This is a genomic window from Kribbella sp. NPDC055110, assembly GCF_053607525.1.
This window is the reverse complement of sequence record NZ_JBSGTS010000009.1, coordinates 248352-271451: the sequence shown is the minus strand read 5'-3', so window position 1 is coordinate 271451 and position 23100 is coordinate 248352. Positions and strand designations below refer to the sequence as shown.

19 protein-coding genes are annotated in these 23100 nt (G+C 67.8%); 7 read left to right on the top strand and 12 right to left on the bottom strand.

Features of this window, described 5'->3' with window-relative positions:
- Window positions 1-15: 15 nt before the first annotated feature.
- On the top strand, window positions 16-1923 hold the full coding sequence (locus tag ACWF0M_RS17335) for a LamG-like jellyroll fold domain-containing protein (protein ID WP_452236662.1): 1908 nt from the start codon (window positions 16-18) through the stop codon (window positions 1921-1923).
- 162 nt (window positions 1924-2085) lie between these two features.
- Here the strand turns inward: ACWF0M_RS17335 and ACWF0M_RS17330 are convergent, their stop codons facing one another.
- Both ACWF0M_RS17330 and miaB read right to left on the bottom strand, forming a co-directional pair.
- On the bottom strand, window positions 2086-2748 hold the full coding sequence (locus tag ACWF0M_RS17330; protein ID WP_452236661.1) for a phosphotransferase: 663 nt from the start codon (window positions 2746-2748) through the stop codon (window positions 2086-2088).
- Window positions 2745-4217: a tRNA (N6-isopentenyl adenosine(37)-C2)-methylthiotransferase MiaB gene (gene miaB / locus ACWF0M_RS17325; protein ID WP_452236660.1), complete on the bottom strand. Its 1473-nt coding sequence runs from the start codon at window positions 4215-4217 to the stop codon at window positions 2745-2747. The genes ACWF0M_RS17330 and miaB overlap by 4 nt, the downstream gene beginning before the upstream one ends.
- 101 nt (window positions 4218-4318) lie before the next feature.
- Here miaB and ACWF0M_RS17320 point away from each other — a divergent pair, with 101 nt between their 5' ends.
- Window positions 4319-5842, top strand: a complete 1524-nt coding sequence (locus ACWF0M_RS17320; protein WP_452236659.1) for an amidohydrolase family protein — start codon at window positions 4319-4321, stop codon at window positions 5840-5842.
- A gap of 79 nt (window positions 5843-5921) precedes the next feature.
- Here ACWF0M_RS17320 and ACWF0M_RS17315 read toward each other — a convergent pair whose 3' ends face one another.
- From ACWF0M_RS17315 to ACWF0M_RS17270, 10 genes are all read right to left on the bottom strand, one after another.
- Window positions 5922-8597, bottom strand: a complete 2676-nt coding sequence (locus ACWF0M_RS17315) for a WD40/YVTN/BNR-like repeat-containing protein (protein WP_452236658.1) — start codon at window positions 8595-8597, stop codon at window positions 5922-5924.
- A 62-nt stretch (window positions 8598-8659) separates the two neighbouring features.
- Complete coding sequence (locus tag ACWF0M_RS17310; protein ID WP_452236657.1) at window positions 8660-9085, bottom strand: ArsR/SmtB family transcription factor; 426 nt, start codon at window positions 9083-9085, stop codon at window positions 8660-8662.
- A 63-nt stretch (window positions 9086-9148) separates the two neighbouring features.
- A complete protein-coding gene (groL, locus tag ACWF0M_RS17305) occupies window positions 9149-10798 on the bottom strand; it encodes a chaperonin GroEL (protein WP_452236656.1) in 1650 nt (549 codons plus the stop codon).
- 12 nt (window positions 10799-10810) lie between these two features.
- Window positions 10811-11836, bottom strand: a complete 1026-nt coding sequence (locus ACWF0M_RS17300; protein ID WP_452236655.1) for an NAD(P)-dependent alcohol dehydrogenase — start codon at window positions 11834-11836, stop codon at window positions 10811-10813.
- Complete coding sequence (locus ACWF0M_RS17295) at window positions 11833-12606, bottom strand: metal-sulfur cluster assembly factor (protein ID WP_452236654.1); 774 nt, start codon at window positions 12604-12606, stop codon at window positions 11833-11835. The genes ACWF0M_RS17300 and ACWF0M_RS17295 overlap by 4 nt, the downstream gene beginning before the upstream one ends.
- The gene (locus tag ACWF0M_RS17290) at window positions 12603-13601 is read right to left on the bottom strand and encodes an amidohydrolase family protein (protein ID WP_452236653.1); all 999 of its coding nucleotides are present in this window, start codon (window positions 13599-13601) and stop codon (window positions 12603-12605) included. Before ACWF0M_RS17290 ends, ACWF0M_RS17295 begins: the two co-directional genes overlap by 4 nt.
- A gap of 7 nt (window positions 13602-13608) precedes the next feature.
- A complete protein-coding gene (gene mimD, locus ACWF0M_RS17285; protein ID WP_452236706.1) occupies window positions 13609-13944 on the bottom strand; it encodes a propane 2-monooxygenase effector subunit MimD in 336 nt (111 codons plus the stop codon).
- Window positions 13945-13946: 2 nt separating this feature from the next.
- On the bottom strand, window positions 13947-15044 hold the full coding sequence (locus tag ACWF0M_RS17280; RefSeq protein ID WP_452236652.1) for an aromatic/alkene monooxygenase hydroxylase subunit beta: 1098 nt from the start codon (window positions 15042-15044) through the stop codon (window positions 13947-13949).
- Window position 15045: 1 nt separating this feature from the next.
- Window positions 15046-16086: an FAD-binding oxidoreductase gene (locus ACWF0M_RS17275; RefSeq protein WP_452236651.1), complete on the bottom strand. Its 1041-nt coding sequence runs from the start codon at window positions 16084-16086 to the stop codon at window positions 15046-15048.
- Window positions 16087-16128: 42 nt separating this feature from the next.
- Window positions 16129-17763 (bottom strand): hypothetical protein, encoded by a 1635-nt coding sequence (locus ACWF0M_RS17270; RefSeq protein ID WP_452236650.1) that lies wholly within the window; start codon window positions 17761-17763, stop codon window positions 16129-16131.
- Between the two features lie 141 nt (window positions 17764-17904).
- On the opposite strand from ACWF0M_RS17270, the gene ACWF0M_RS17265 reads away from it, so the two are divergent.
- The 5 genes from ACWF0M_RS17265 (at window position 17905) to ACWF0M_RS17245 (ending at window position 23078) form a co-directional block, all read left to right on the top strand.
- Window positions 17905-19596, top strand: a complete 1692-nt coding sequence (locus tag ACWF0M_RS17265) for a sigma-54-dependent Fis family transcriptional regulator (protein ID WP_452236649.1) — start codon at window positions 17905-17907, stop codon at window positions 19594-19596.
- A 174-nt stretch (window positions 19597-19770) separates the two neighbouring features.
- The gene (locus ACWF0M_RS17260) at window positions 19771-20499 is read left to right on the top strand and encodes an amino acid ABC transporter ATP-binding protein (protein WP_452236705.1); all 729 of its coding nucleotides are present in this window, start codon (window positions 19771-19773) and stop codon (window positions 20497-20499) included.
- Window positions 20500-20548: 49 nt separating this feature from the next.
- Window positions 20549-21475 carry a glutamate ABC transporter substrate-binding protein gene (locus tag ACWF0M_RS17255; protein ID WP_452236648.1) on the top strand — a complete coding sequence of 309 codons (927 nt, stop codon included), beginning with the start codon at window positions 20549-20551 and terminating at the stop codon, window positions 21473-21475.
- 86 nt (window positions 21476-21561) lie between these two features.
- A complete protein-coding gene (locus ACWF0M_RS17250; RefSeq protein ID WP_452236647.1) occupies window positions 21562-22209 on the top strand; it encodes an amino acid ABC transporter permease in 648 nt (215 codons plus the stop codon).
- The gene (locus ACWF0M_RS17245) at window positions 22209-23078 is read left to right on the top strand and encodes an amino acid ABC transporter permease (protein ID WP_452236646.1); all 870 of its coding nucleotides are present in this window, start codon (window positions 22209-22211) and stop codon (window positions 23076-23078) included. The genes ACWF0M_RS17250 and ACWF0M_RS17245 overlap by 1 nt, the downstream gene beginning before the upstream one ends.
- Window positions 23079-23100 lie beyond the last annotated feature (22 nt).

Sequence of the window (23100 nt, the reverse complement as noted above, 5' to 3'; positions counted from 1 at the left end):
CTTGTGGAGGCGGCAATGGATCAGCAGAACGACGGGACGAGCCGGCGGCGGCTCCTGCAGGCGGGCGCACTCGGCGCCGGTGCGGTGGTCATGCCGGGCGTACTCAGCTCCGGCGAGGCCGCAGCGACCGGCACCGGCGGGTCGGCCAACACCAGGTCGACAGCGAGCACCGGGTCGACGATGAGCAACGGGTCGACAACGAGCGGCGCAGTGCGTACGGCGAGTACGGCGAGTACGGGGCGGATTGATACGGAGCATCCGCGCTTCACGCTGGCCGTCGTACCCGATACGCAGTACCAGTACGACGAGGACCGGGGCGATCCCGCGCCGCTGACCGCGAGCTTCGAGTGGCTGATCGAGCAGCGGTCGGCCGAGAACATCGTCTTCGTCGCGCACCTCGGCGACGTGGTGCAGAACGCGCTGGCGATGGAGTTCGCCCAGGCCGATCCCGTCTTCAAGATCCTGGACCGGGCGCGCTTCCCGTACTCCGTGCTGGCCGGCAACCACGACATCGACGGGTCCAAGGACGACACGCGCGGCGATTCACCGTACCTGCACACGTTCGGGCCGCAGCGGTTCCGGCGGATGGCGACGTACGGCGGGTCGACGCCGAACGGCTACAACTCGTACCACGTGTTCCGCGCCGCCGGACAGCAGTGGTTGCTGCTGGCAATGGACTGGCGGCCGTCGGACGCGAGCTTCGCCTGGGCCCGCGACGTCATCGCCAAGCATCCGAAGCTGCCCGTCATCCTCACGATCCACGAGTTGGTGAACGCCGACCACGGCAACCCGGTCGCGTACTTCAGCGACCACGGCAACCGGGTCTGGGAGCAGCTGGTGAACGACAGCGACCAGATCTTCCTCACGCTGAACGGCCACTACTGGCCGCCCGGCCGAGTGACCCGGAAGAATGCCGCCGGCAACGACGTGCACCTGCACATCACCAACTACCAGGACCGGTTCTACGGCGGATCGGGCATGGTCCGGCTCTACCACTTCGACCTGGCCAGGAACACGATCGACGTGGAAACCGTCTCGCCGTGGATCATGGACCAGGACCCGGCCAAGCGGAGCGAGCTGGCCGAGGCCGAGATCGAGCTGACCGACGACACCAACCGGTTCAGCATCCCGATCGACTTCGCCGAGCGGTTCGCCAAGTTCGCTCCCGTCCCGGTACGTCCGGCCCGGCCCGCCAACCAGCTGGTGATCCCCGGCACGGCGGCGTACTGGCGTTTCGACGGGCCGGCCACCGACCAGGTCGCCGACCAGTCGGGCAAGGGCAATCACCTGACCCGCGTGCTGCTCGCCGGTAGCGCGCCGTCGGCTAGCGCCGAGTTCCACCCGGACCAGCCGGGGCACGCGAGCTGGCTGTTCCCGGGCGGCAAGAACCCGGCCCGCGGCGGGTACCTGAAGACCGCCGACGATGCGCCGCTCAACGCCATGACGTTCACGAGTGGCTACACGATCGAGGCGTTCGTGAAGCTGGCCGACGACGGGCAGGACCACTCCTGGGAGGGGCTGCTCTGCCGGCTCGGCACGGGACGCGACGCAGGCAAGACCGGCAGCGACCCGGACGAGCCGACGGTCAAGCTCGGCTTCTCCGGTGGGCCTGAGCTGCAGTGGGCCGTGTACCCGCTCGACAAGAACGACACGTTCACCAACTGGGGCCACGAGATGGTCCTCGGCCGCTGGTTCCACCTGGCGATCGTGAACGACGGCCGGCACAGCATCGTGTACGTCGACTCGTCCGAGCTGCTCCGCAACCCGGCGACCCCATCCAACGGGCTGGCGACCGCCGGGAAGCCTTGGCTGGTCGGCGCCGGGCATTACGCGAACACGGTCGACCAAGGCTTCGCCGGCAACATCGGTGAACTCCGCATCGTCACCCGCGCGCTGAAACCGTCCCAGTTCCTGAACGCCTGACCGCGCCGGCCGATGCCGCTCTCGGCCGGCGCCCCTCTCGGCATCGCACTTTGTGCACGAGGTCCGTACGCCGGCAGCGTCGCGGTGCGGATCTCGTGCACAAAGTCGCCAGGACGCAGGTGGTGCGGGCCGGGTGGGGCGGTGCGCTGGGTTGGCGGTTGGCTAGAGGTGGGAGCGGATCAGGGATTCTTGGGCGGGGAGGAGGGCTCGCTCGGCGGGGGTCAGGGTGCGGTTGTTGCCGCGTCGCTCTAGTGCGTCGGGGAGCCCTGAGGTGGGGTCGATCGAGTTGGCGAGGTACGTCGCGAGGGCGTCGCGCAACAGGTCGGTGAGGTTCTCGAACGCGGGGTCGAGGGCGACCTGGGCGAAGATGATCGCGGTCATCGCGACGTCGAACTCGGCGGTGCCCTCCTCCGCGTTCCGCCAGTCGATGACGACCGGGCCGTCGGCGGTGGCCATCACGTTCAGCGGGTGCAGATCACCGTGTACGACGACGCGCCCCGGCGTACCGCTCGGGGCCGGGATCGCCTGCAGGCGGCGGTGCAGGTCGGCGTGGATCAGGCCGATCTCGGTCGCGCTCAGGTCGCCCGCGATCGCGGCGTCACCGAGCGTCGGCCCCTCGAGCCGCTGCACGACCATGTCCGCGCCCTCGATGTCGCGCACCGCGGGCACCGGGTACCCGTACCGCGCCACATGCCGCATGAAGTCGGCCTCGTCGCGCACCGGATGCCCATCTCGATACCGCCGCAGCACCCACTCGTCATCGATCGAGTAGATATCCGCATCCCGCCCGAACGCGAACGGCTCGGCGTCTTCCGGCAGGTTCATCCGACCTGGCAGCCGCCGGCGGCGGGCTCGAGGGGTTTGGCGCCGATGGTCGGCATGCCGAGCATCACGCCCGACGGGCCGGCCGGTTCATCCTGAGTGCGCTGCCACGCGTCGCCGGCGCGCGTGCGGCGTACGGCGCCGAACACGTCGGCGACCAGGTGATGCGGAGCGGCGTACGTGACCTCGACCGTTGCCAGGTCACCCGGCCGCGGCGCCTCGACACCTTCCGGTACGGCGAAGTGGACGAGTCGATTGTCCGCGGCGCGACCGCTGAGCCGATGGGTGGCGGCGTCCTTCCGCCCCTCGCCCTCGGCCACGAGCACCTCGACGGACCGGCCGACGACCCGCTTGTTCTCGGCCCACGCCATGTCGTCCTGCAGCGCGACGAGTCGCTCGTACCGATCCTGGACGACGTCGCGCGGGACCTGGTCCGCCATCGACTCGGCCGGCGTCCCGGGACGCTTCGAGTACTGGAACGTGAACGCACCCGCGAACCGCGCCTGCCGGACCACGTCGAGCGTGCCCTGGAAGTCCTCCTCGGTCTCCCCCGGGAACCCGACGATGATGTCGGTCGTGATCGCCGCGTCAGGCATCGCCGCCCGCACGTCTTCGATGATCTTCAAGTATCTGTCGCGCCGATACGAACGCCGCATCGCCTTCAGAACGGCGTCCGAACCCGACTGCAGCGGCATGTGCAGCGAGGGCATCACGTTCGGCGTCTCGGCCATCGCCTCGATGACGTCGGCGGTGAAGTCCCGCGGGTGCGGCGAGGTGAACCGGACGCGCTCCAGCCCGTCGATCTCCCCGCAGGCGCGGAGCAGCTTCGAGAACGCGTACCGGTCGCCGAACTCCACGCCGTACGAGTTCACGTTCTGGCCGAGCAGCGTCACCTCGAGAACGCCCTCGCCGACCAGCGCTTCGACCTCGGCGAGTACGTCGCCCGGCCGGCGATCCTTCTCCCGGCCACGCAGCGCAGGCACGATGCAGAACGTGCAGGTGTTGTTGCAACCGACGCTGACCGACACCCAGGCGGAGTACGGCGACTCGCGCCGGGTCGGCAGCGTGGACGGAAAGACGTCGAGCGACTCCAGGATCTCTACCTGGGACTCCTCGGCGATCCGGGCCCGCTCCAGCAGCACCGGCAGCGCGCCGATGTTGTGGGTCCCGAAGACGACGTCGACCCACGGCGCCTTCTTCGTGATGGACGCCTTGTCCTTCTGCGCCAGGCAGCCGCCGACGGCGATCTGCATGCCGGGTTTGCGCGCCTTCACCGGCGCCAGGTGACCGAGGTTGCCGTACAGCTTGTTGTCGGCGTTCTCCCGGACCGCGCACGTGTTGAAGACGACCACATCGGCCTCGTCCCCCTCGGGCGCGCGGACATAGCCCGCGTCCTCCAGCAGCCCACGCAGCCGCTCGGAGTCGTGAACATTCATCTGGCACCCGTAGGTGCGAACCTCATAAGTACGCATGACAGCCACCTAGAGTACGTGCCGCGGTAGACATTTCCCTACCTGGGACCGGCTGCCTGCAGCCCCTGCGCCCCGTGTCCCACTGAACAACAGTGGAGGGCATGAACAGTTCTCGTCGTCAGTTCCTCGCTCGTACTGTCGCCGGAGCCGCTGTGCTCGCCGGTGGCACCTTCACCTCGACCACCTCGACGTCGGCGTCGGCCTTCGTGAAACCCACCGGGATCACCGCGCTCACCGACGTCACCGTCATCGATGTCGCCACCGGTCGCCGGGAGCCGCACCAGACCGTGCTGATCAGCGGTGACCGGATCACCGGGGTCGGACGGATCCCGGTCCCCCGCGGCGCCGTCGAGTTCAACCTCACCGGGAAGTACGTCATCCCGGGCCTCGCTGACATGCACGTCCACAGCCTCGGTGACGAGCGCGTGTCACCACCTCTCTATCTCGCGAACGGCCTGACCACCGTCCGCGAGATGGCCGGCACGAACCCCATGTTGTACGACTGGCGCGACCGGATCGAGGCCGGCACCCTGCTCGGCCCGCGGATGGTGGTCGCGAGCAACATCATCGACGGCGACCCGACCCTGTGGGACCCGAACCTGATCCAGGTCATCGTCGTCGACGACGCCGACTCCGCGCGGGCCGCCGTACGCCGGGTGAAGTCCGAGGGTGCCGACTTCGTGAAGGTGTACTCGCGCCTCAGCCGCGAGTCCTGGCTCGCGATCGTCGACGAGGCCCGCAAGGTCGGCCTGACCGTGCACGGTCACGGCCCGGACCAGGTCACGTCGAAGGAGGTCAGCAACGCCGGCCAGCGCAGCATCGAGCACATCCACTCGCTCGGGCTGGCGGTGTCGACCCGAGAGGCCGAGGTACGGCGGATGCTGCTCGAGATCAAGGTGGCGACGGGTGACTACAACTCGTGGTTCCGCCAGCTGCACCCGATCGAGTGGATCGCCGCGCACACCTACAGCCCGTCGCGCGCCGCGGACGTGTTCGGAACGCTCCGTCGCAACCGGACCCGGGTCACGCCGACGCTGACGATGCACAACGTGCTCGACCAGATCGACTACACACAGCTCGACCCGGCGCTGGCGAAGTACCTGAGCGAGGAGTCGATCGGCACGTACGACTACGTGATCCAGAACCTGTACGCCGCCAACCGCACCGCGGAGGAGATCTCCCACCAGAAGCAGATGTGGGCGTGGCGGCAGCGGTTCGTGCGAGAACTGTTCGCGCACGACGTACCGATCCTGGCCGGTACCGACACGGGTACGCCGTACTCGGTCCCGGGATTCGCCCTGCACGAAGAACTCGCGCACCTCGTCGACGCCGGGGCCACCCCGCGTCAGGCCCTGTACGCCGCAACCGTGGAGCCGGCCAAGTTCCTCGGATCGGAGGCCGGCGCGGTGCAGCCGCGCAAGCTCGCGGATCTCGTCGTACTCGACGCTGACCCACTGACCGACATCCGCAACACGCGGCGAATCCACACCGTCGTCACGCGGGGTCGCGTCATCTCCCCCACGCAGCGCGAGCGGATGCTCGCCGACGTCGAGGCAGCGGTGAAAGAACCACCGACCACCGCGACCCTCGCGGCCGGCGGCTGCTGCGGAGGCCACCACTCCTGAACATCCACTTTGTGCACCAGATCCGTACGGCGGCGCGCTTCGCGTACGGATCTGGTGCACAAAGATGCCTAGCCGGAGATCAGGCGGGCGGGGTGATGCTCCAGATGCCTCGGCCGTGGGTTGCTGCGTAGATGTTGCCGTCGGGGCCGGACTCGATGTCCATGACCGTTGTGGTGGGTAGGCCGGTGCCGAGGATCTGCCAGTTCGTCGCGCCGGGTGCGCGGTAGAAGGTGGCCAGATCGGAACCGAGGACGAGGGCACCGTTGGCCAACTGCTTGACCGAGTTGGTCGGGATGTCAGGCAGGTTCGCGGAGATGTCCGACCAGGTGCTGCCGCCGTCCTTGGTCTCGTACACGTGACCGACACCCGCTCCCGGTCCCTCGGTGAAGCGCCGCGAGAAGCCGTTCACGGCGACGTACGCATGCTGTCCGTTGGCCGGATCGATGCCGACGCCCGCCAGGAAGCGGTTCGGGAAGCCGGACGGCAGCGTCACCTGGTGCCAGGTGCCGCCGGCGTTCGTGGCCAGACCGCGGGTGAAGCCGGCGTTGTTGCACGGTCCGCACCAGCTGGCCCACGCGACACCGTCGCGCATCGCGACCGCCGTCGCCGAGTGTCCGGCACCGAGATCGAATGCCTTCGTCCACTCTGAAGCGCTGCGCATGCCCCAGCCCTTGGTGGAGGTGTAGACGAACTCACCGCCGGCGATGAAACCGTTCGAGTTCGCCGAGTCGATCGCGACCGGGGCGATGAAGCGCGGCGCCGGGTCGGCCGGGTCGAGACTCCACGAACTGGCGTCGGCCGCACTCAGCGCGCCCTTGTTCAGCGCGCAGTTGTTGGTGATCTTGACCGCCAGAGCAACGTACTCCTGCAGTTGGTTGCAACCGTTCTGCGGATCCGCGGCGCCGTCACCACCGTCACCGCCGAAGTTCGAGCCCATCTTCGTGTCGGTGTTGCTGCCGTTCGGCTGGACGCCGAAGAGGTTCGAGACGCCGTTGTCCTGCAGGCCGCCGGACACGACGACTCCGCCGTTCTTGGTGTCCTTGCCGACCGACACCGAGTAGTACTGCAGGCCGTCCATCGTCCCGTCCGCGGACAGCGAGACCCAGTCGGTCGCGTTGTTGTTCGCGTTGACCTGGCCGCTCACCGGACGTCGGTAGACGCCGCCGTCGTTGCCGACGAACACGACCGGCGTGCCACCGGACGTGCCGACCGCGACCGAGTGCTGGTCGGGGTGCCCGGCCAATGGGCAGGTGTTCTTCGTGTCGTCGAGGTTCCAGCAGCCGAAGCCGAAGTTCCAGTACGGCATCACGGCGGACCAGTGCGAGCCGGAGTCCTTCGTCTCGAACACTTCCTCCAGACCGGCCCACACATGATCGGCGTTCGCCGGGTCCACGGTCAGGAACTGGTTGTACCAGGCCTGCACGCCGACGGCGTACCCCTTGCGGTCCAGTGCGGAGCCGCTGTTGTGCAGGATCTGCGGGTCGGCGATCTTGTTCCACGGGCCGGACGGACTGCCGGTCTTGGAGACGAAGATGCCGGCCAGGCTGGTGCTGCCGTTGATCTTGCTCGGCTGCTGCACGAGCGCGTACAGGCGGTCACCGGTCTTGCTGAACGCGAACGTCGTGTAGCCGACGTCGGTGCTGTTCTTGATGCCGCCCAGCACCACGCTCAGCCGCTTCCAGCTCGACGGCCCGGCGGTGTAGTCGTTGGTCTCGTAGAACCCGTTGTAGGTGTCGCCCGAGCGCCAGCCGATCGCGGCGATCACGTGCTTGGGGTTCTTCGGGTCGATCGCGATGTCGTTGACGATGTTCTTGTACGCCGCATTCGTCGCGCCACCCGTCTGACTGCCGGCCGGCACCAGTACGTTGCCGGCGTCGTCCTTGATCTCCGGCATGAAGTCCGGGTTCGGGTAGAACGCGACCTTCCACGCGCCGGCGCTGGTCGACGCGTCGTGGTACCAGACGCCCCGGTTCGTCGCGGCGAACACCTGCCCGCCGCCCCACCGAAGCCGGCCGACGGTGGTCGACTCCAGTTCCTTGCCACCAACCCGGTCGGACGGCGAATAGGTGCCGGTCACCGGGTTCGCGAGACGGTAGACACCGGATCCGACGTACGACGTACCGCCGGTGTTGGCCTCGCCCGTCGCGTACCAGAGCGAGCCGTCACCGGCCAGCTGGAGATCCCCGCCGCTCAGGGACGGCAGCGAGTCGCTCAACGGTGTCCAGTTGCCGCCGCCGGTGGACGACCTCCAGACACCGCCGTTGGCGCCGGCCGCGTAGACATGGTTCGCGGTGTCCGCGGCCAGGCCGGTGATCCGTCCGGTGACGTGGCCCGCGCCGCCGCTGGAGTTGGAGTACCAGTCGCGGTACCTCGGGTCGTCGGCGTTGTACGGGACCCGCGTCACGTCCCGCCAGGTGCCCGGTGTGTGTTGCATCGCGGTCAGTTGCGCGAACGCCGCGGAGTACGCCCCGGGGGCCACGATCCCGCCCGGTGCGGTGCGGGCCTGCGCGAACTCGTCGGCGATCGTGAAGGCTTCCTTCGACTCGCTCTGCATCTCCGACGGGTTGCCGCCGGCGATCATCAGGGCCTTCTCCATCACCGCCGCGTTGTAATGGCGGTCGGCCCACTGATGTTTGAGCCACTGCTCCTTGAGCTCGTACCGGCCGGCGTAGCCGCCGATCCCGGCGGCTACGAGAGCGGCCCCCAGGCTGCCGGCGATGATCTTGCGACTGCGTGTGGCCAGCGAGATTCGCATGAGGTACTCCGCAGGTTTCTTGGCGGGTCGCCGTCCCGAGGCGGCGCTCCCGTAGCCCCGGGTCAGCGCACAGAGCCGCCGAGACCATACGTCCGGTGCACCTGCGACGGAAGTGATCGATCCCGCTCCGGAACCGGCAAGGGAAAACCTGCGTCTGCGACGGATCCCGGCGCGGGCGGGTCCGGGGCGAGGGAGCCGTCGGGGGCGACGTGCTGGAAGATCTGCTCGACCAGGGCGATCACGTGCGGGTCGGTGACGGTGTAGAGCTGGCGGCGGCCCTCGCGCCGGGCGCTGACCAGCCCCGCCAGCCGGAGCTTGGCCAGATGCTGGCTCGCCGTCGGCACGGTGACGCCCACCCGGGCAGCCAGCGTGCCGACGTCGTACGCACCGCAACTCGCCAACGCCACCAGGTGCAGCCGGACCGGTGCCAGCAACAGCCCGAAGGTCCGGCCCGCGGTGGCGAGCTGCGGCGGGGTCGGCTCGATCACGCGTCCACGCGCTCCTTAGGTTTCCAGCAACTGGTGCCGTCGCTCGGACATGATGCGCTCCGCTCAGTAGATGTTGGAGGGGCGGACCATGCCTTCGGCGAGGTCGCCGAAGCCGGGGGCCATGATCGCGCCGGGGTTGCCGATGATCTCCTCGACGATCGCGGTCTCGGTGGTAATGAGGAGGGCTGCGATCGAGGCAGCGCTCTCCAGTGCCGCCCGGGTGACCTTCAGCGGGTCGATGACGGCCTCCGCGACCATGTCGCCGTACTGGCCGGTGAGGGCGTTGAAGCCGTGGCCGCGCGGCAGTCCGGCGACGTGGGCGACCACCTCGTCGCCGTCGTACCCGGCGTTGATCGCGATCCACCGCAGCGGTTCCGGCAGCGCCCGCCGGACGATCTCCCGGCCGATCGCCTCGTCGCCGGACAGCTCCAGCTCCGACAGCGCCGCCTGCGCCTGGACCAGGGAGGTTCCGCCTCCGGCAAGGACGCCCTCCTCGAGCGCGGCGCGGGTGGCGGCCAGCGAGTCGTCGACCCGCAGCATCCGCTCCTTCAGCTCGACGCTCGTCGCGCCGCCGACGCGGATCACCGCGACCTTGCCGGCCAGCCGCGCCATCCGCAGTTGCAGGCTGTCCTGGTCGGCGTCGATCTTGGCCCGTTCGAACTGCTTCTCCAGCTGAGCGATTCGCGCCTCCACCAGGGACGCGTCGCCGTGACCGCCGACGATCGTGGTGCTGTTCTCGGTGATCGTGATCCGGTCGCAGGAGCCCAGGTGCTCCCGGCTGACCTCGTGCAGGTCGAGGCCGGTGTCCTTCGCGATCACCGTGCCGCCCAGCGCGGTGGCGAGATCCTCCAGCTCCGCGATCCGGCGGTGCCCGAAGCCGGGAGCGTGGACGACGACGGAACGCATCGTGTTGTGCATGTTGCCGCCGACCAGCAGTTGCAGCGCCGGTCCGTCGACATCCTCGGCCAGTACGACGAGCGGACGGTCCGCGCGCTTGGCCACCTCGATGGTCGGCATGATGTCCTGCACCTGGGTGATCTTCTTGTTCGTCAGCAGGATCACCGGGTTGTCGTAGACGGTCTCCATCCGCTCCCGGTCGGTGACCATGTACGCCGACACGTACCCGTGATCGAACTCGATGCCGTCGACGACCTCCACCGACATGCCGAGCGTGTCGGACTCCTCGGTGGTGACGACACCGTTGCGCCCGACCCAGTCGACCGCGTCCGCGATCACCGCGCCGATGGTCTCGTCGTCGCTGGCCGCCAGGGTCGCGATGTGCCGCAGCTCGTCCCGGCCGCCGACGTCGACGGCCCAGCTCCGCAGCGTGTCGATCACGACCGGCACGGTCTGCTCGATACCGCGTCGTACCCGCATCGGGTTCGCGCCGGCGTCGACCTCGCGCAGCCCTTCACGCACCATCGCCTGGGCGAGCACGGTCGCGGTGGTGGTGCCGTCGCCGACCACCCCGTTGGTCTTCATCGCGACTTCCTTCACCAGCTGCGCGCCCATGTTGGCGAACGGCTCGCGCAGCTGGATCTCCCGCGCGATCGTGACACCGTCGTTGGTGATGGTCGGCGGGCCGGTGAGCTTCTCCAGCACCGCGTTGCGGCCTTTCGGCCCGAGCGTCACCTTGATCGCGTCCGCGAGCGCGTTCACCCCGGACTCGAGCAGCCGTCGCGCGTCCGTGTTGAATCGCAGTTCCTTCGCCATGGTCAGCTCCTTCTAGGGAATGAGGATCGCCCGGCCGCGGACCCGGCCGTGGTCGAGATCGTCGAGAGCCTGCTGGAAGTCCTCCAGCGGGTACTTCGTGGTGTGCAGCGCGACCTTGCCCTGCGCCGCGAGCTCCATCAGGTCCTGCAGGTCGTTGTAGGAGCCGACCAGGTTCCCGAGGAAGTTGATCTCGGTGGAGATCACGTCGATGGTCGGTACGTCGAGGTTCTCGCCGTACCCGACGACGTAGTAGTTGCCGGCCCGCCGCAGCATCGCGACCCCGTCCGCGGTCGCACCGCCCTCGCCGACGAAGTCGATCACCGCCTCCGCGCCGGCGCCGCCGGTCAGTTCCCGGACCTGTTCGATCTGGGTGCCATCGGCAACGATTCCGTGGTCGGCGCCGATCTCGACGGCCAGGTCGACGGCGGCCTTGTTGCGGTCGACAACCACCAGGGTCGCCGCGGAGATCGCCTTCATCACCTGGATCCCGATGTGGCCCAGGCCGCCCGCGCCGATCAGTACGCAGACGTTGCCCGGTCGGAGCGACCGCGCCGCCTTCGCCGCCGCGTGGTACGCCGTCAGCCCCGCATCCGCGAGCGCTGCGACATCGGCCGGCTCCAGGGCATCGTCGATCTTGACGACGCTACGGGCGGTGGTGCGCAGGTAATCGGCGTACCCGCCGTCGGTGTCGATCCCCGGGAACGCCGAAGCCTCGCAGTGCACGTCGTCACCGGAGCGGCACGCCCGGCAGAGCCCGCACGTGATCAACGGGTGCAGGATCACCTTGTCGCCGACGGCAACATTGCTGACTGCATCGCCGACGGCGTGCACCCAGCCCGCATTCTCATGCCCGATCGTGTACGGGAGCCGTACGCCGCTCTTCTCCGCCCACTGACCTTCGAGGATGTGCAGATCGGTCCGGCAGACGCCCGCGCCGCCGATCCGCACGATCACGTCCAGCGGTCCGGTGATCTTCGGTTCCGGGATCTCGGTGAGCTGCAGCTTGGTGTGATATCCGATCACCTGCACCGCTCTCATGTCGTCCTCCTCGTGTCGGTGATGAGGCCGCCCGGCTCGTCGCCGTACCTGGTGGCCAGCAGGCCGCGGCAGAAGTGCGCGTTGCCGTCGACCGAGATCCGCACCGCCTTGGCGAAACGCAACCTGGCCGGTACGGCGTCGGGCGGCACCGGTACGCCGTCGTCGTCGACCACCACCAGGTCGTCCGGCCGGATGCCGAGCTCGATGGCGGCCCGGCGACGCAGCAGAGCGTCCTTGTGGGGACCGCCGGGCAGTTGCCCGAGCGTGAGCCCGGGCAACTGCTCGACGGTGGTGGCAGTCGATCTGAGCAGCGCCATCACGCTGCGCTCCATCGCGGCCGTGTGCGCCTTGCGCTGGAAGATCCTGCGCAGCTCGTCCAGGTCCCGCTCGGCCTCGGCTCCGAACGTGCCGACGTACCCCGCGTCCGCGGCCAGGCCGGCGTTGATCTTGTCCGAGTCGTGGTGATCGTCGAGCAGGACACGCACCTTCCCCACCTCGGGCACCCGGCGCAGCGCGTCGACTGCGTCGGATGCCATCAGGTAGGCGAAGTTGGGTGCGCAGAACGAGGTCGGTAACCGGAGGTGGACCGTCACACCCGCCCGTTCGATCCGGATCGACCGGACGAAGCCGAGTTCGGTGATGGGCTGGTCCAGCTCCGGGTCGACAACGGTCGCCAGGGCCGCGACGACCTCGGACTGCAGCGCCTGGATCGACGCTTGCACCGACGACTGGCTCGACGACCGGGCCGAGGCTTGGGCGACCGCGGTCATGACGCCACGGCCTCGGACAGCCGTAGTTCCGCCGGTACGTCGAGACCGTACAGACCGGCCGCGTTCAGCCCGAGGATCTTCTTCTTCTGCTCGACCGTGATCGGCGCGTACTCCGGCAGGTCGGCCGGGATCTGGAAGTCGACGAACTTCTCGATCAGCCACTTCGGCGTCCAGATCGCGTAGTCCGACGAGAACAGGATCCGGTCCTCGCCGATCCAGTACAGCAACTCCCCGAGGATCTGCGCGAAGTACTTCGGCCGGGTGTGGATGAACGGCATCGCCACCGCGAGGCCGCCGTACACGTTGGGCTCCTGCGTCGCGATCCAGCAGAAGTCCTCCAGCCGGGGCAGGCCGACGTGCTCGACGATGAAGTTCAGCTCGGTGTAGTCGGTCGCCACCTTGTCGATGTCGGCGACGTCGAACGAGTCCCGGTCCAGGGGCCGGATGGTGGGGCCCTTGTGCACGTGGATGTTCTTGATCCCGAGCTCGAGGCACTCCTCGAGATAGCGCCGCGACCACGGGTCGTCCAGCTTCCAGCCGCGCGAGTCGCCGTACCACTCGGCGGTGTAGAGCTTGACGCCTTGCAGGTTCATCCGCGCGGCGTCCTTGCGCAGCTGCTCGAGCCCGGCCTCGGCGTGCCGCGGGTCCCAGGCGTGGTTGTACGTGAGCTTGCCGGGGTTGGCCCGGGTCAGCGCGAGCGCGTCCTCGGTCTGCCCGAACCCGTTGACGTAGAAGTCGCTCAGGATCGCGGGCTGGAAGATCGCGTGGTCGACGTACCCGTCCTCGAAGAGGTCCTTCAGCAGCCGCTGCTCGCCGTAGTAGGTGTAGGTGTCGTAGTCCCAGACGGCTTCTTCGGGGCTGAGGTTCTTGTGGTAGTCGTAGAAGCAGTCGATGAACTGCTTGCCGTGGAGGTTCTTGTGGTTCGTCGCGCGCCCGTCCCACAGGGCGATGTGCGCGTCGACGATGAAGTACTTCTCGCCGTTCTTCTCGTACATCCCGACCTCACTTCGTGGTGAGGTCGAAGCCGATGTACTCGGCCGCGTCCTCCGGGCTGGCGAACAGGATGGTCTTGTCGTCCAGGTGGACCATCCGGCCGTAGTGGGTCGAGCTGATCTCCTCGAAGACCGAGCCGTCGAACTCCGACCCGAGCGCCTCGGTCAGCTCGTCGTAGTCGAAGTTCAGCAGGCCGATGCCGTCGACCCGGATCATCGAGGGGTACTCGGTGAGCTCGACGCCCTCCTTGGCCCCCATCACCTCCGCGACGACCCGGCCGATCGGCGTGTTCATCAAGGTCACGCCGCATTTGTTGGAGAACTCGGTGGCCGATCCGAACTGCATGCTCACTGGTCCAGCTCCTTCGGAGAGTCGAGCCCGAGATCCTCGAGCAGCGAACGGAACTTCTGCTTGGCCGCGTCCAGGCTGGACGCGAACGTGACCGACTTCTCGGCCGGCTGCGACCAGATCGGCTGCAGGGCGTGCGCGGCGTCGAGGCAGCGCGGGACCCAGATCGCGAGCCATTCGCCGAACAGCGCCTTGTTGGTCTCGCCGTACTCGCCGTCCCTGGTCAGCAGCCGGAACAGGTTGCGGGTGTAGCCGAGGTCGCGGTCGTAGTCGTGCTCGCCGGTGCCGACGATGGTCGGCGTGATGTAGTCGCCGTTACGAGCAGCGATCTGCATCACCAGCTCGGTCCGGAACAGCGACCCGACCAGCTGCTCGAACACGATGTTGGTGGCGAACAACAACTCGCACCAGTCCCCCACCGCGGTCAGCCGCTCGACGACCTCACGCGTCGGCTGCCACTCGGGCGCGTCCTTCCAGACCCCGACGTGCGCCGTGCCGTCGAAGGAAACATCCGCTTCCGACAGGTCGAGGTTGAACAGTGCGAGGTCCTGGGCGAACCGCATCTTGTGGGCGGCGTTGACCGCGACCGCGGTGTTGATCATGTTCGTCGGGCCGGACCGCTGGATGCTGGTGAACACGTGCAGCGCCAGGCCGTTCTCGGCGTGCATCCAGGCGCCGAGGTTGCGCTCGATGAATTTCAGCCAGGCCGCGTTCCAGCCGTCGTACGCCCGGGCCCGCTTCGCGTTCTGCAGGCAGAGGTCGACCTGGTGGACGACCGCCGAGTTGTTGCGGTAGATCGTCTGGTCCCACTCCTCGTTCGGGTCGAGGAAGGCGTGCCAGTTCGACGACTTCGCGGCCGTCCACTCCTGCGGGTAGCCGCCGGGGCCGTCGCCGAAGCCGTAGATCCAGCCCTGGCTCAGGTGCCGCTCGGGGTCCGGCTGTACGTCGACAGTCACGTCCTCGTACATCGTCGCGCGCAGCTTGGCCGGCTTGTAGTAGTTGTACGCGCGGCTGGTCGAGCTCGGGAACTCCAGCGCGCCGGCCTCGGAGTCGGTGAACTCGATCGTCGGGAAACTGCGGTGCTTGATTTCTGTCATCTCAGGCTCCATCGGTAGTCGCTGGGCTGGTGAACTTGTCGTAGAAGACCTGGTCCTTCGGCACGTTGTTTGCCTCCAGCAACGCCAAGGCGGCGTCGACCATCGGCGGCGGGCCGCACAGGTAGACCTCGCCGCGGTGCAGCTCGGCCTCGCGCCGTTCGACGATCTCGGTGACGTTGCCAACTTCCACCTGAAGGCCGTCCGCGCCCTGAGCCGACTCGGACAAGCAGGCGATGAACTCGAAGCCGGCGAGGTCCGCACCGAGCTCCGCGATCGCATCCAGGTAGAACAGGTCGGCCGCCGTACGGGCGCCGTAGTAGAACCGGACCGGACGGGTGCTGCCGGTCTCCCGCAGGTGTCGCAGGATCGACAGGATCGGGGCCATCCCGGCCCCGCCGGCGACGCAGATCACCGGCAGCACATGGCCGTCCTTCAACGTCGACGAGCCGTACGGCCCGGTCAGCGACAACTCGTCGCCGACGCCGAGCTCGCCGTCGAGCAGGGCCGAGAACCGGCCGCCCGGGTACTTCTTGATCAGGAACTCGATCTCGTCCGGCGTCGACTGGGTGGTCGCCATCGAGAACGACCGGTGGTCGTCGGTGCCGGGGATGGTGATGTCGGCGTACTGCCCCGGCCGGAACTCGAAGGCCTCAGCCGTCTTCAGGCGCAGTGAGACGATGTCCCTGGTGACCGGCTCGATCGCCGTGACCCGCGCGGCCACGGTCTGGATCGGGATGCCGCCGAGCAGCTCGTCCTCGTCGTAGTTGAGCAGCTCGATCGTGCAGTCGCTGAAGGCGTGCGCCCGGCAGAGCAGCACGTACCCCTCGGCGACCTCGGCGTCGTTGCAGGCGAAGGTGGAGTAGCGCTCCATCTGCAAGTCACCCTCGAGGACGTACGACTTGCAGGCGGAGCACTGCCCCTCCTTGCAGCCGTGCATCAGGTGGATGCCCTGCCGGAACGCCGCGTCGAGGATCTTGTCGTCCTCGCTGACGTCCATCTCGATGTCGACCGGTTCGAAGCGGATCCGGTGGGTGTCGGCCATGTCGGCCTCCTCCTGATGCTCGGCGTGGATGCTCGGTAGGGCCTAGGCGGCCGTGGTCCCGTTGGCCTTGTACGCCGCCACGTGGGCCTCGCGCTCGGCGTCGGACATCTCGTTCAGCAGCACGTTCGGGCTCATGAACGTGTTGCCGCGGACGTCGTCGAGGGTCCACAGCTTCTTCGGGTCGTCCAGGTCCAGGTGCGGCTGGCCGATCAGCGTCTTGCCGTCGTCACGCACGTACCCGAGGTCCTGCACGATGTCGGCCAGGTCCTTGTTGTGGTGCAGGGTCTCCCACTCGCGGAAGCCGGTCAGGCGGCCCATGTTCGGCGTCGGCCGGCCGTCGTACTCACCGCGGAACGCAACTGCGTCGGTCCAGTAGCAGGTCTCCGAGCAGTACGTGCGCCACTGGTCGTCGACCTTCTCGGTGACCATGTCCTCGCGGATCAGCGCCGGCACCATGCAGGTCCAGCAGCGGTGCGGGTACTGGTACCCGACCTCTTCGAACGCGATCGGCTTGTTCCGGCCCGGGTAGGCGAGCCGGTTGTAGTTCTCCCACCACTTGCCGTACTTCGAGTACCAGCCCGGGTACTTGTGCTCGAACCACTCGAAGTCCTTGTCGGTCATCGCGTCGATCCGCCAGTAGTTCACCGGCCAGCCGGTCGCGAAGAACCGCGCCACCTCGTGCACGTAGCCCTTGTTGGTGATCCGGTTCCACGCTTCCTCCACCAGGTCGTGCGGAATCGTGAGCCCGTACTTCTCCAGCGGCAGCAGGTAGCTGCGGTAGTAGTCGTCGTAGATCCAGCGGCGCCACATCTCCGCATAGCTCTCCCGGTCCTTCCGGCGGTCCTTCGTGCCGTACTCGATGAACGTGCCGATCGCGGCGTCCACGACGCAGTGGTTGTTCCACCACGCGTAGCGCAGGTCGCGCTCCAGCAGCGGACGGTTGCGCTCGTCGGCCAGTGCCATCAGCAGGATCGAGTAGCCGTTGCTGATGTGCCGCGACTCGTCGGACTGGACCGAGTGGAACACCGTCGGCAGCAGGTAGTCGCCGTTCGCGGCCGCCTCGTCGGGCATCGCGACGAACAGCGTGTTGGTGAACGCGGTCTCGGCGACCACGGTCAGGTAGATGTTCGCGGCGGTGATCGCGTCACCGGTGATGAACCCCTCGCCGAACTGCCGGCCGATGGTGCCCGCGTAGTTGTTCGCGAACGCCTTCTCGGTCATGTCGAACCCGGCCGGGTCGATGTAGTTGTTCATGTACAGCCGCTTGAGGTTCATCTGGATCGTCGAGTGCCTGACCTCGTCGATCATCTGCACCGCGAGCCCGTTGTGGATCTCCGGGTTCGGTACGGCGTCGATCGCCATCGGCATCGCCCGCGCCGCGGAGATCTCCGGGAACGGGATGATGCTGAGGAACAGCTTCTGCCACTCCAGCCAGCGCTGCTGCACCTGGCGGAACATGTTCCCGCGGATGGCGCCGTCCATCGCGCCGTACACGCGGTTGTCCTTCTCCTCCTCCATCGGGAAGTAGGACCGCATGATCTGCTTCAGCGGATCCTTCTTTGGCGCCCTCTCGAAGGTGTAGTCGGTGCCGAAGCGGGTCGCCGGGGTCGCGAAGGTCGGTTCCCAGGACAACTCGGTGATCTTGGCGTGGGCCTTGGTGAGACTCTGCCTGCTCAATGTGGGCCTCCATCATCGGGGTTGAACAGTGATGAAAGCCGCGTATCGGACGTGTCTGTGTCTCAATGTGAGATGGCACTCTGGCGTCAGGGGGCTACGGTGGGAGCAGTTCCGCTGGTGACGGACGTGAAGGAGACGGCCATGGGCGCTGCACAGCCTGTCCGCGATCCGATCCGGGTCTCATGGGAGCGTTCACACGCCTCCCAGGTGGACATCGACCGCCCGGCGCCGGTGTACTTCGACCGGATCGACCGGGAGACCACGCTGATGCGGGCGGCCCGGCCGGTCATCGACGCACTGTCCGCGGAGCTCCACAACGAGCCCGTCTGCATCATCCTGACCGACGCGAAGGGCGTCGTCCTCGACCGCCGGGGCGGAGACCCCTCCCTGCTCCGACGGCTGGACTCGGTCGACCTCGCGCCTGGATTCCAGTACGCCGAGTCCGCGGTCGGCACCAACGGGATCGGTACGGCGCTCGAGGTCTGCGGACCGATCCTGGTCGACGGCGCCGAGCACTACAACGGGAAACTGCGGATGTTCTCCTGCGCCGGCGCACCGATCACGCACCCGGTCACCGGCGGCCTGCTCGGCGTCCTGGACATCACCACCAAGGCCCGGAACTCGAACTCGATCCTGCTGTCGTTCGCCAAACTCGCGGCACGGCGGATCCACGACCGGGTCGTCGAGGAGGCGAACGCGCTCGACCACGCCCTGCTCAGTGACTACTACGCCGCCTGCCGGCACAGCGGCGGACCGGTGCTCGCGCTGGGCGACGAGGTCTTCATGATGAACGCCTACGTGCAGGCCCGCTTCGACGCCATCGACCAGGCGGCCCTGATCGACCGCACCCGCGACGCACGCGGCGGCACCAAGCCGCAGGTCTTCATCACCGACCTGCCCAGCGGGACCACCGCCCGGATGGCCTATCGGCCGACCTTCGTCGGCGACACCCTGGCCGGCGGCGTGATCCAGATCAAGGAGCACCGCCTCCCGGCCCGCGGCCACCAAGCCGCGCGGTTCCCGGTGGTTCCCGGCACGACCGGAACGAGCGCGGTCTGGCAGCACATCGTCCAGGAGATGCTGGATGCCTGCAGCCGGTCCGAGTGGCTGATCGCCGACGGCGAGCCGGGCGCGGGCAAGTTGTCGCTGCTGCGCGCGGTCCGCAGGCAGGTGGCACCCGACCGGCGGCTGGCGGTCCTCGATCCGGCGGTGACAGGCGAGGACTTCGTGGCCGAGGCCCGCGCGGAGCTGGAGTCCGGTGCCGACCTGATCATCCGGCGGGCGCATCTGCTGACCGGCGAGATCCTCGACGGCTTCACCGAACTCCTGCAGAACGTCCGCGACGGAGCGACGGCCGGGGACGCCTGGGTCGCGCTCACGCTGCCGGCGGACCGGGTCGAGATCGCCGACCAACTGCTGGCGTTCTTTCCACGGACCGTCGAGGTGCCGCCGCTTCGGCATCACGTCGAAGACATTCCGACACTTGTCCGGTCACTGCTCGCCAAGGCCGGTATCAACGGCCTGACCTTCTCCACCGCCACGATGAACCAGCTGATGCGGCTGCCGTGGGCGGGCAACATCACTCACCTTCGCTCGGTCCTCGCAGCGATCGCGCGGCGGCGCCGGTCCGGCGTGGTCGAGCTGGCCGACCTGCCACCCGAGTGCCGCGCCACGACCCGGCGGCAGCTGACCGCGATCGAAGCGCTCGAACGGGACGCGATCGTCGAGGCGTTGTCGACGTACGACGGTGACAAGAAGGCCTCCGCCATCGCGCTCGGGATGTCCCGGGCCACCATCTACCGCAAGATCCGCGAGTACGGAATCGTCACCTGACCGGGCGGTCCGCTCACAAACGAACAGACGCAAGCGGGCTGTGATCATCCGGTCACAGCCCGCTCGCTTTATTGCAGATCGTTACCACCGTGGAACCACCCGGGCCTGCGACCGCACCCCCGGCTCCGCTAGGTTCTGGCCATGAGCGATTCCGACACGCTGACGAAAACTGGTCTGGTAGCGCTGACCGGCGTCAACAAGCATTTCGGCGAACTGCACGTCCTGAAGGACATCAACCTGTCCATCGATCAGGGCGAGGTCGTCGTGGTGATCGGCCCGTCCGGGTCCGGTAAGTCGACGCTCTGCCGCGCGATCAACCGGCTGGAGCCGATCGACTCCGGCACTATCTTGCTTGACGGCCAGCCGCTGCCCAGCGAGGGCAAGGCGCTGGCCAAGCTGCGGGCCGACGTCGGCATGGTCTTCCAGTCGTTCAACCTGTTCGCGCACAAGACGATCCTGCAGAACGTCACCCTCGGCCCCTTGAAGGTCCGCAAGTCCGACCCGAAGCAGGCCGAGAAGCGGGCGATGGAACTGCTGGAACGGGTGGGGGTGGCCAACCAGGCCTCGAAGTACCCGGCTCAGCTGTCCGGTGGCCAGCAGCAGCGCGTGGCGATCGCGCGCGCCCTGGCCATGGACCCGAAGGTCATCCTGTTCGACGAGCCCACCTCGGCGCTCGACCCGGAGATGATCCAGGAGGTCCTCGAGGTGATGATCGACCTGGCCAAGCAGGGCATGACGATGGTCGTGGTCACGCACGAGATGGGCTTCGCCCGGACCGCGGCGAACCGGGTGGTGTTCATGGCCGACGGCGAGATCGTCGAGGAGGCCGACCCGGAGACCTTCTTCACCAACCCGGCCTCGCGGCGGGCCCAGGACTTCCTCGGCAAGATCCTCAAACACTGACGTCCGCCCGCAGCCGTACCACGCAACGAAACGAAGGGGAACCCTGATCATGAGAATGCGCACCCTCGTCGCCGGCTTCGGCGTCGTAGCGCTCGCGCTGACCGCCGCCGCCTGTGGCAAGGACGAGCCGAGCGCCGGCGGCGGCAACGGCGGCGGCAACGCCACCGACTCCTGCGGCGAGCTGCACAAGTTCACCACCGCGAGCGGCGTGGACGTGGCCGGCAGCACGACGTTCACCAAGATCAAGTCCGCCGGCAAGGTGACCGTCGGCGTCAAGGCCGACCAGCCGAACCTCGGCTACAAGGATGCCAACGGCAAGCGCTGCGGCTTCGACATCGAGGTGGCCCGGATGGTCGCGGCCGGCCTCGGCGTGGACCCGGACAAGATCGAGTACAAGGAGATCCCGTCGGCGAACCGCGAGACCGCGATCGCCGGTGGTGAGATCGACTACTACGTCGGCACCTACTCGATCACCGACAAGCGCAAGAAACTGGTCTCGTTCGCCGGCCCGTACTTCGTCGCCGGTCAGGACCTGCTGGTCCGCAAGGCCGACACCTCGATGGACGCCGGCAAGACCGCCCTGAAGGGCAAGAAGGTCTGCTCGGCGACCGGCTCGACCCCGATCCAGCGGGTCAAGGACGAGCAGCTGACCGAGGCGAGCAACATCTCCGAGTTCAAGACCTACTCGGAGTGCGTCTCCCAGCTGCTGGACAAGAAGGTCGACACGGTCACCACCGACGACGCGATCCTCAAGGGGTACGCCGCCACGGCGCCCGACGAGCTCCGCGTGGTCGGCAAGCCGTTCAGCACCGAGAAGTACGGCATCGGCCTGCCGCTGGCCGACAAGGCGCTGCGCGACAAGGTGAACTCCATCCTGGAGACGTCGGCCTCCGACGGCACCTGGAAGGCGATCTACGGCGAGACGCTCGGCAAGTCGGGTTCGGACTCGACGCCGCCGCCGCTCGAGAAGTACTGATCCATCAGCCGGCCGCGGTGCCCTCGACTGGGCTCCGCGGCCGGACTGTGTACATGTAGGCACAGGTAGGTAAGAGGAAGGTCGCGATGTTCTCGGTCCTCACCGACAACTGGCCGTTGTTCCGGGACGGCTTCTGGCTGACCATCAGGCTGTTCCTGGTGTCCGGCGTACTCAGCCTGATACTCGGCACCGCGCTCGGAGCGTTCCGCGTCTCCCCGGTGCCCGCGCTGCGCGGCTTCGGCACCGGCTACGTCAACATCCTGCGGAACACCCCGCTCACGCTGGTTTTCGCGTTCCTGTTCTTCGGCGCCGCCAAGATGGACCTCGCCCTGCCCAACCCGTTCTGGACCGCGGTCGGCGCACTGACGATCTACACGTCGGCGTTCATCTGCGAGGTGGTCCGGTCGGGCGTCAACACCATCGCTCCGGGCCAGGCCGAGGCGGCGCGCGCGGTCGGTATGTCGTTCGTGCAGGTGCTCACGATCGTGGTGCTGCCGCAGGCCTTCCGCGCGATCATCCCGCCGTTGATGAGCGTGCTGATCGCGCTGCTGAAGAACACCACCATCGCGGCCGGCTTCTCGGTGGTCGAGGCGGGCTCGATCCCGGCGGCGATGTCCGAGCGCGGTGAGAACCAGTTGCTCACGCTGGTCTGGATCACGATCGGGTTCCTGATCCTGATCGTGCCGCTGATCTTCCTGCAACGGTGGGCCGAACGACGGACGGCGGTAGCCTGATGAGCGCAGTTCTGTACGAGACCCCCGGTCCGCGCGCGAAGCTCCGGAACCGGATCTCCAACGTCGTTGTCCTGCTGGTCCTGCTCGGCGCGCTCGCCTGGCTGATCCACCGGATGTACACGCACGGCCAGTTCGAAGGCAGGCTCTGGCGGCAGTTCCAGTACTCCTCGATCCAGCGGCAGATGCTGGACGGCCTGCTGAACACGCTGAAGGCCGCCGGCCTCGCGGCCGTCCTGGCGCTCCTGTTCGGCGCAGTGTTCGCCGCGGCACGGATCAGCGACCACAAGTGGCTGCGGACCCCGGCGACTCTGATCGTCGAGCTGTTCCGCGCGATTCCCCTGCTGATCCTGATGTTCTACTTCTACTACGCCAACATCCAGTTCCAGTTCGGGCTGGGCCCCTTCTGGGCGGTGGTCTTCGGTCTGACGCTGTACAACGGGTCGGTGCTCGCGGAGATCTTCCGGGCCGGCATCGCCGCCGTACCGAAGGGTCAGCGCGAGGCGGCGTACGGGATCGGTCTGCGGAAGAACCAGGTGGTGCGGCTCGTGCTGCTGCCGCAGGCCATCAGCGCGATGCTGCCGGCGATCGTCAGCCAGCTGGTCGTGCTGCTGAAGGACACCGCACTGGGCTTCATCATCACGTACGGCGAGTTGCTGTACGTCGCGAAGCAGATGGGTGGCCGGCTCACGTACGGCTTCCCCTACATCCCGACGTACATCGTGACCGCGATCATCTACATCGGCCTGTGCTCACTGCTCTCCCTGCTGGCCCGTTACCTCGAGGGCCGCTCGAGGCGCCGCCGCAAAATCACCGGCGCCCCGCCGCCACTGCCCCTGACCACCGATCCCGGCCAGGCACCGCCGATCTGAGCGAGGGCCCCTCCACGCGGAG

What these genes read in the sequence shown, in the direction of transcription:
- ACWF0M_RS17335 (WP_452236662.1), top strand. Translation starts at nt 16, where the DNA reads ATGGATCAGCAGAACGACGGGACGAGCCGGCGGCGGCTCCTGCAGGCG.
- ACWF0M_RS17330 (WP_452236661.1), bottom strand. Translation starts at nt 2,748, where the DNA reads ATGAACCTGCCGGAAGACGCCGAGCCGTTCGCGTTCGGGCGGGATGCG.
- miaB (WP_452236660.1), bottom strand. Translation starts at nt 4,217, where the DNA reads ATGCGTACTTATGAGGTTCGCACCTACGGGTGCCAGATGAATGTTCAC.
- ACWF0M_RS17320 (WP_452236659.1), top strand. Translation starts at nt 4,319, where the DNA reads ATGAACAGTTCTCGTCGTCAGTTCCTCGCTCGTACTGTCGCCGGAGCC.
- ACWF0M_RS17315 (WP_452236658.1), bottom strand. Translation starts at nt 8,597, where the DNA reads ATGCGAATCTCGCTGGCCACACGCAGTCGCAAGATCATCGCCGGCAGC.
- groL (WP_452236656.1), bottom strand. Translation starts at nt 10,798, where the DNA reads ATGGCGAAGGAACTGCGATTCAACACGGACGCGCGACGGCTGCTCGAG.
- ACWF0M_RS17300 (WP_452236655.1), bottom strand. Translation starts at nt 11,836, where the DNA reads ATGAGAGCGGTGCAGGTGATCGGATATCACACCAAGCTGCAGCTCACC.
- ACWF0M_RS17295 (WP_452236654.1), bottom strand. Translation starts at nt 12,606, where the DNA reads ATGACCGCGGTCGCCCAAGCCTCGGCCCGGTCGTCGAGCCAGTCGTCG.
- ACWF0M_RS17290 (WP_452236653.1), bottom strand. Translation starts at nt 13,601, where the DNA reads ATGTACGAGAAGAACGGCGAGAAGTACTTCATCGTCGACGCGCACATC.
- mimD (WP_452236706.1), bottom strand. Translation starts at nt 13,944, where the DNA reads ATGCAGTTCGGATCGGCCACCGAGTTCTCCAACAAATGCGGCGTGACC.
- ACWF0M_RS17280 (WP_452236652.1), bottom strand. Translation starts at nt 15,044, where the DNA reads ATGACAGAAATCAAGCACCGCAGTTTCCCGACGATCGAGTTCACCGAC.
- ACWF0M_RS17275 (WP_452236651.1), bottom strand. Translation starts at nt 16,086, where the DNA reads ATGGCCGACACCCACCGGATCCGCTTCGAACCGGTCGACATCGAGATG.
- ACWF0M_RS17265 (WP_452236649.1), top strand. Translation starts at nt 17,905, where the DNA reads ATGGGCGCTGCACAGCCTGTCCGCGATCCGATCCGGGTCTCATGGGAG.
- ACWF0M_RS17255 (WP_452236648.1), top strand. Translation starts at nt 20,549, where the DNA reads ATGAGAATGCGCACCCTCGTCGCCGGCTTCGGCGTCGTAGCGCTCGCG.
- ACWF0M_RS17250 (WP_452236647.1), top strand. Translation starts at nt 21,562, where the DNA reads ATGTTCTCGGTCCTCACCGACAACTGGCCGTTGTTCCGGGACGGCTTC.
- ACWF0M_RS17245 (WP_452236646.1), top strand. Translation starts at nt 22,209, where the DNA reads ATGAGCGCAGTTCTGTACGAGACCCCCGGTCCGCGCGCGAAGCTCCGG.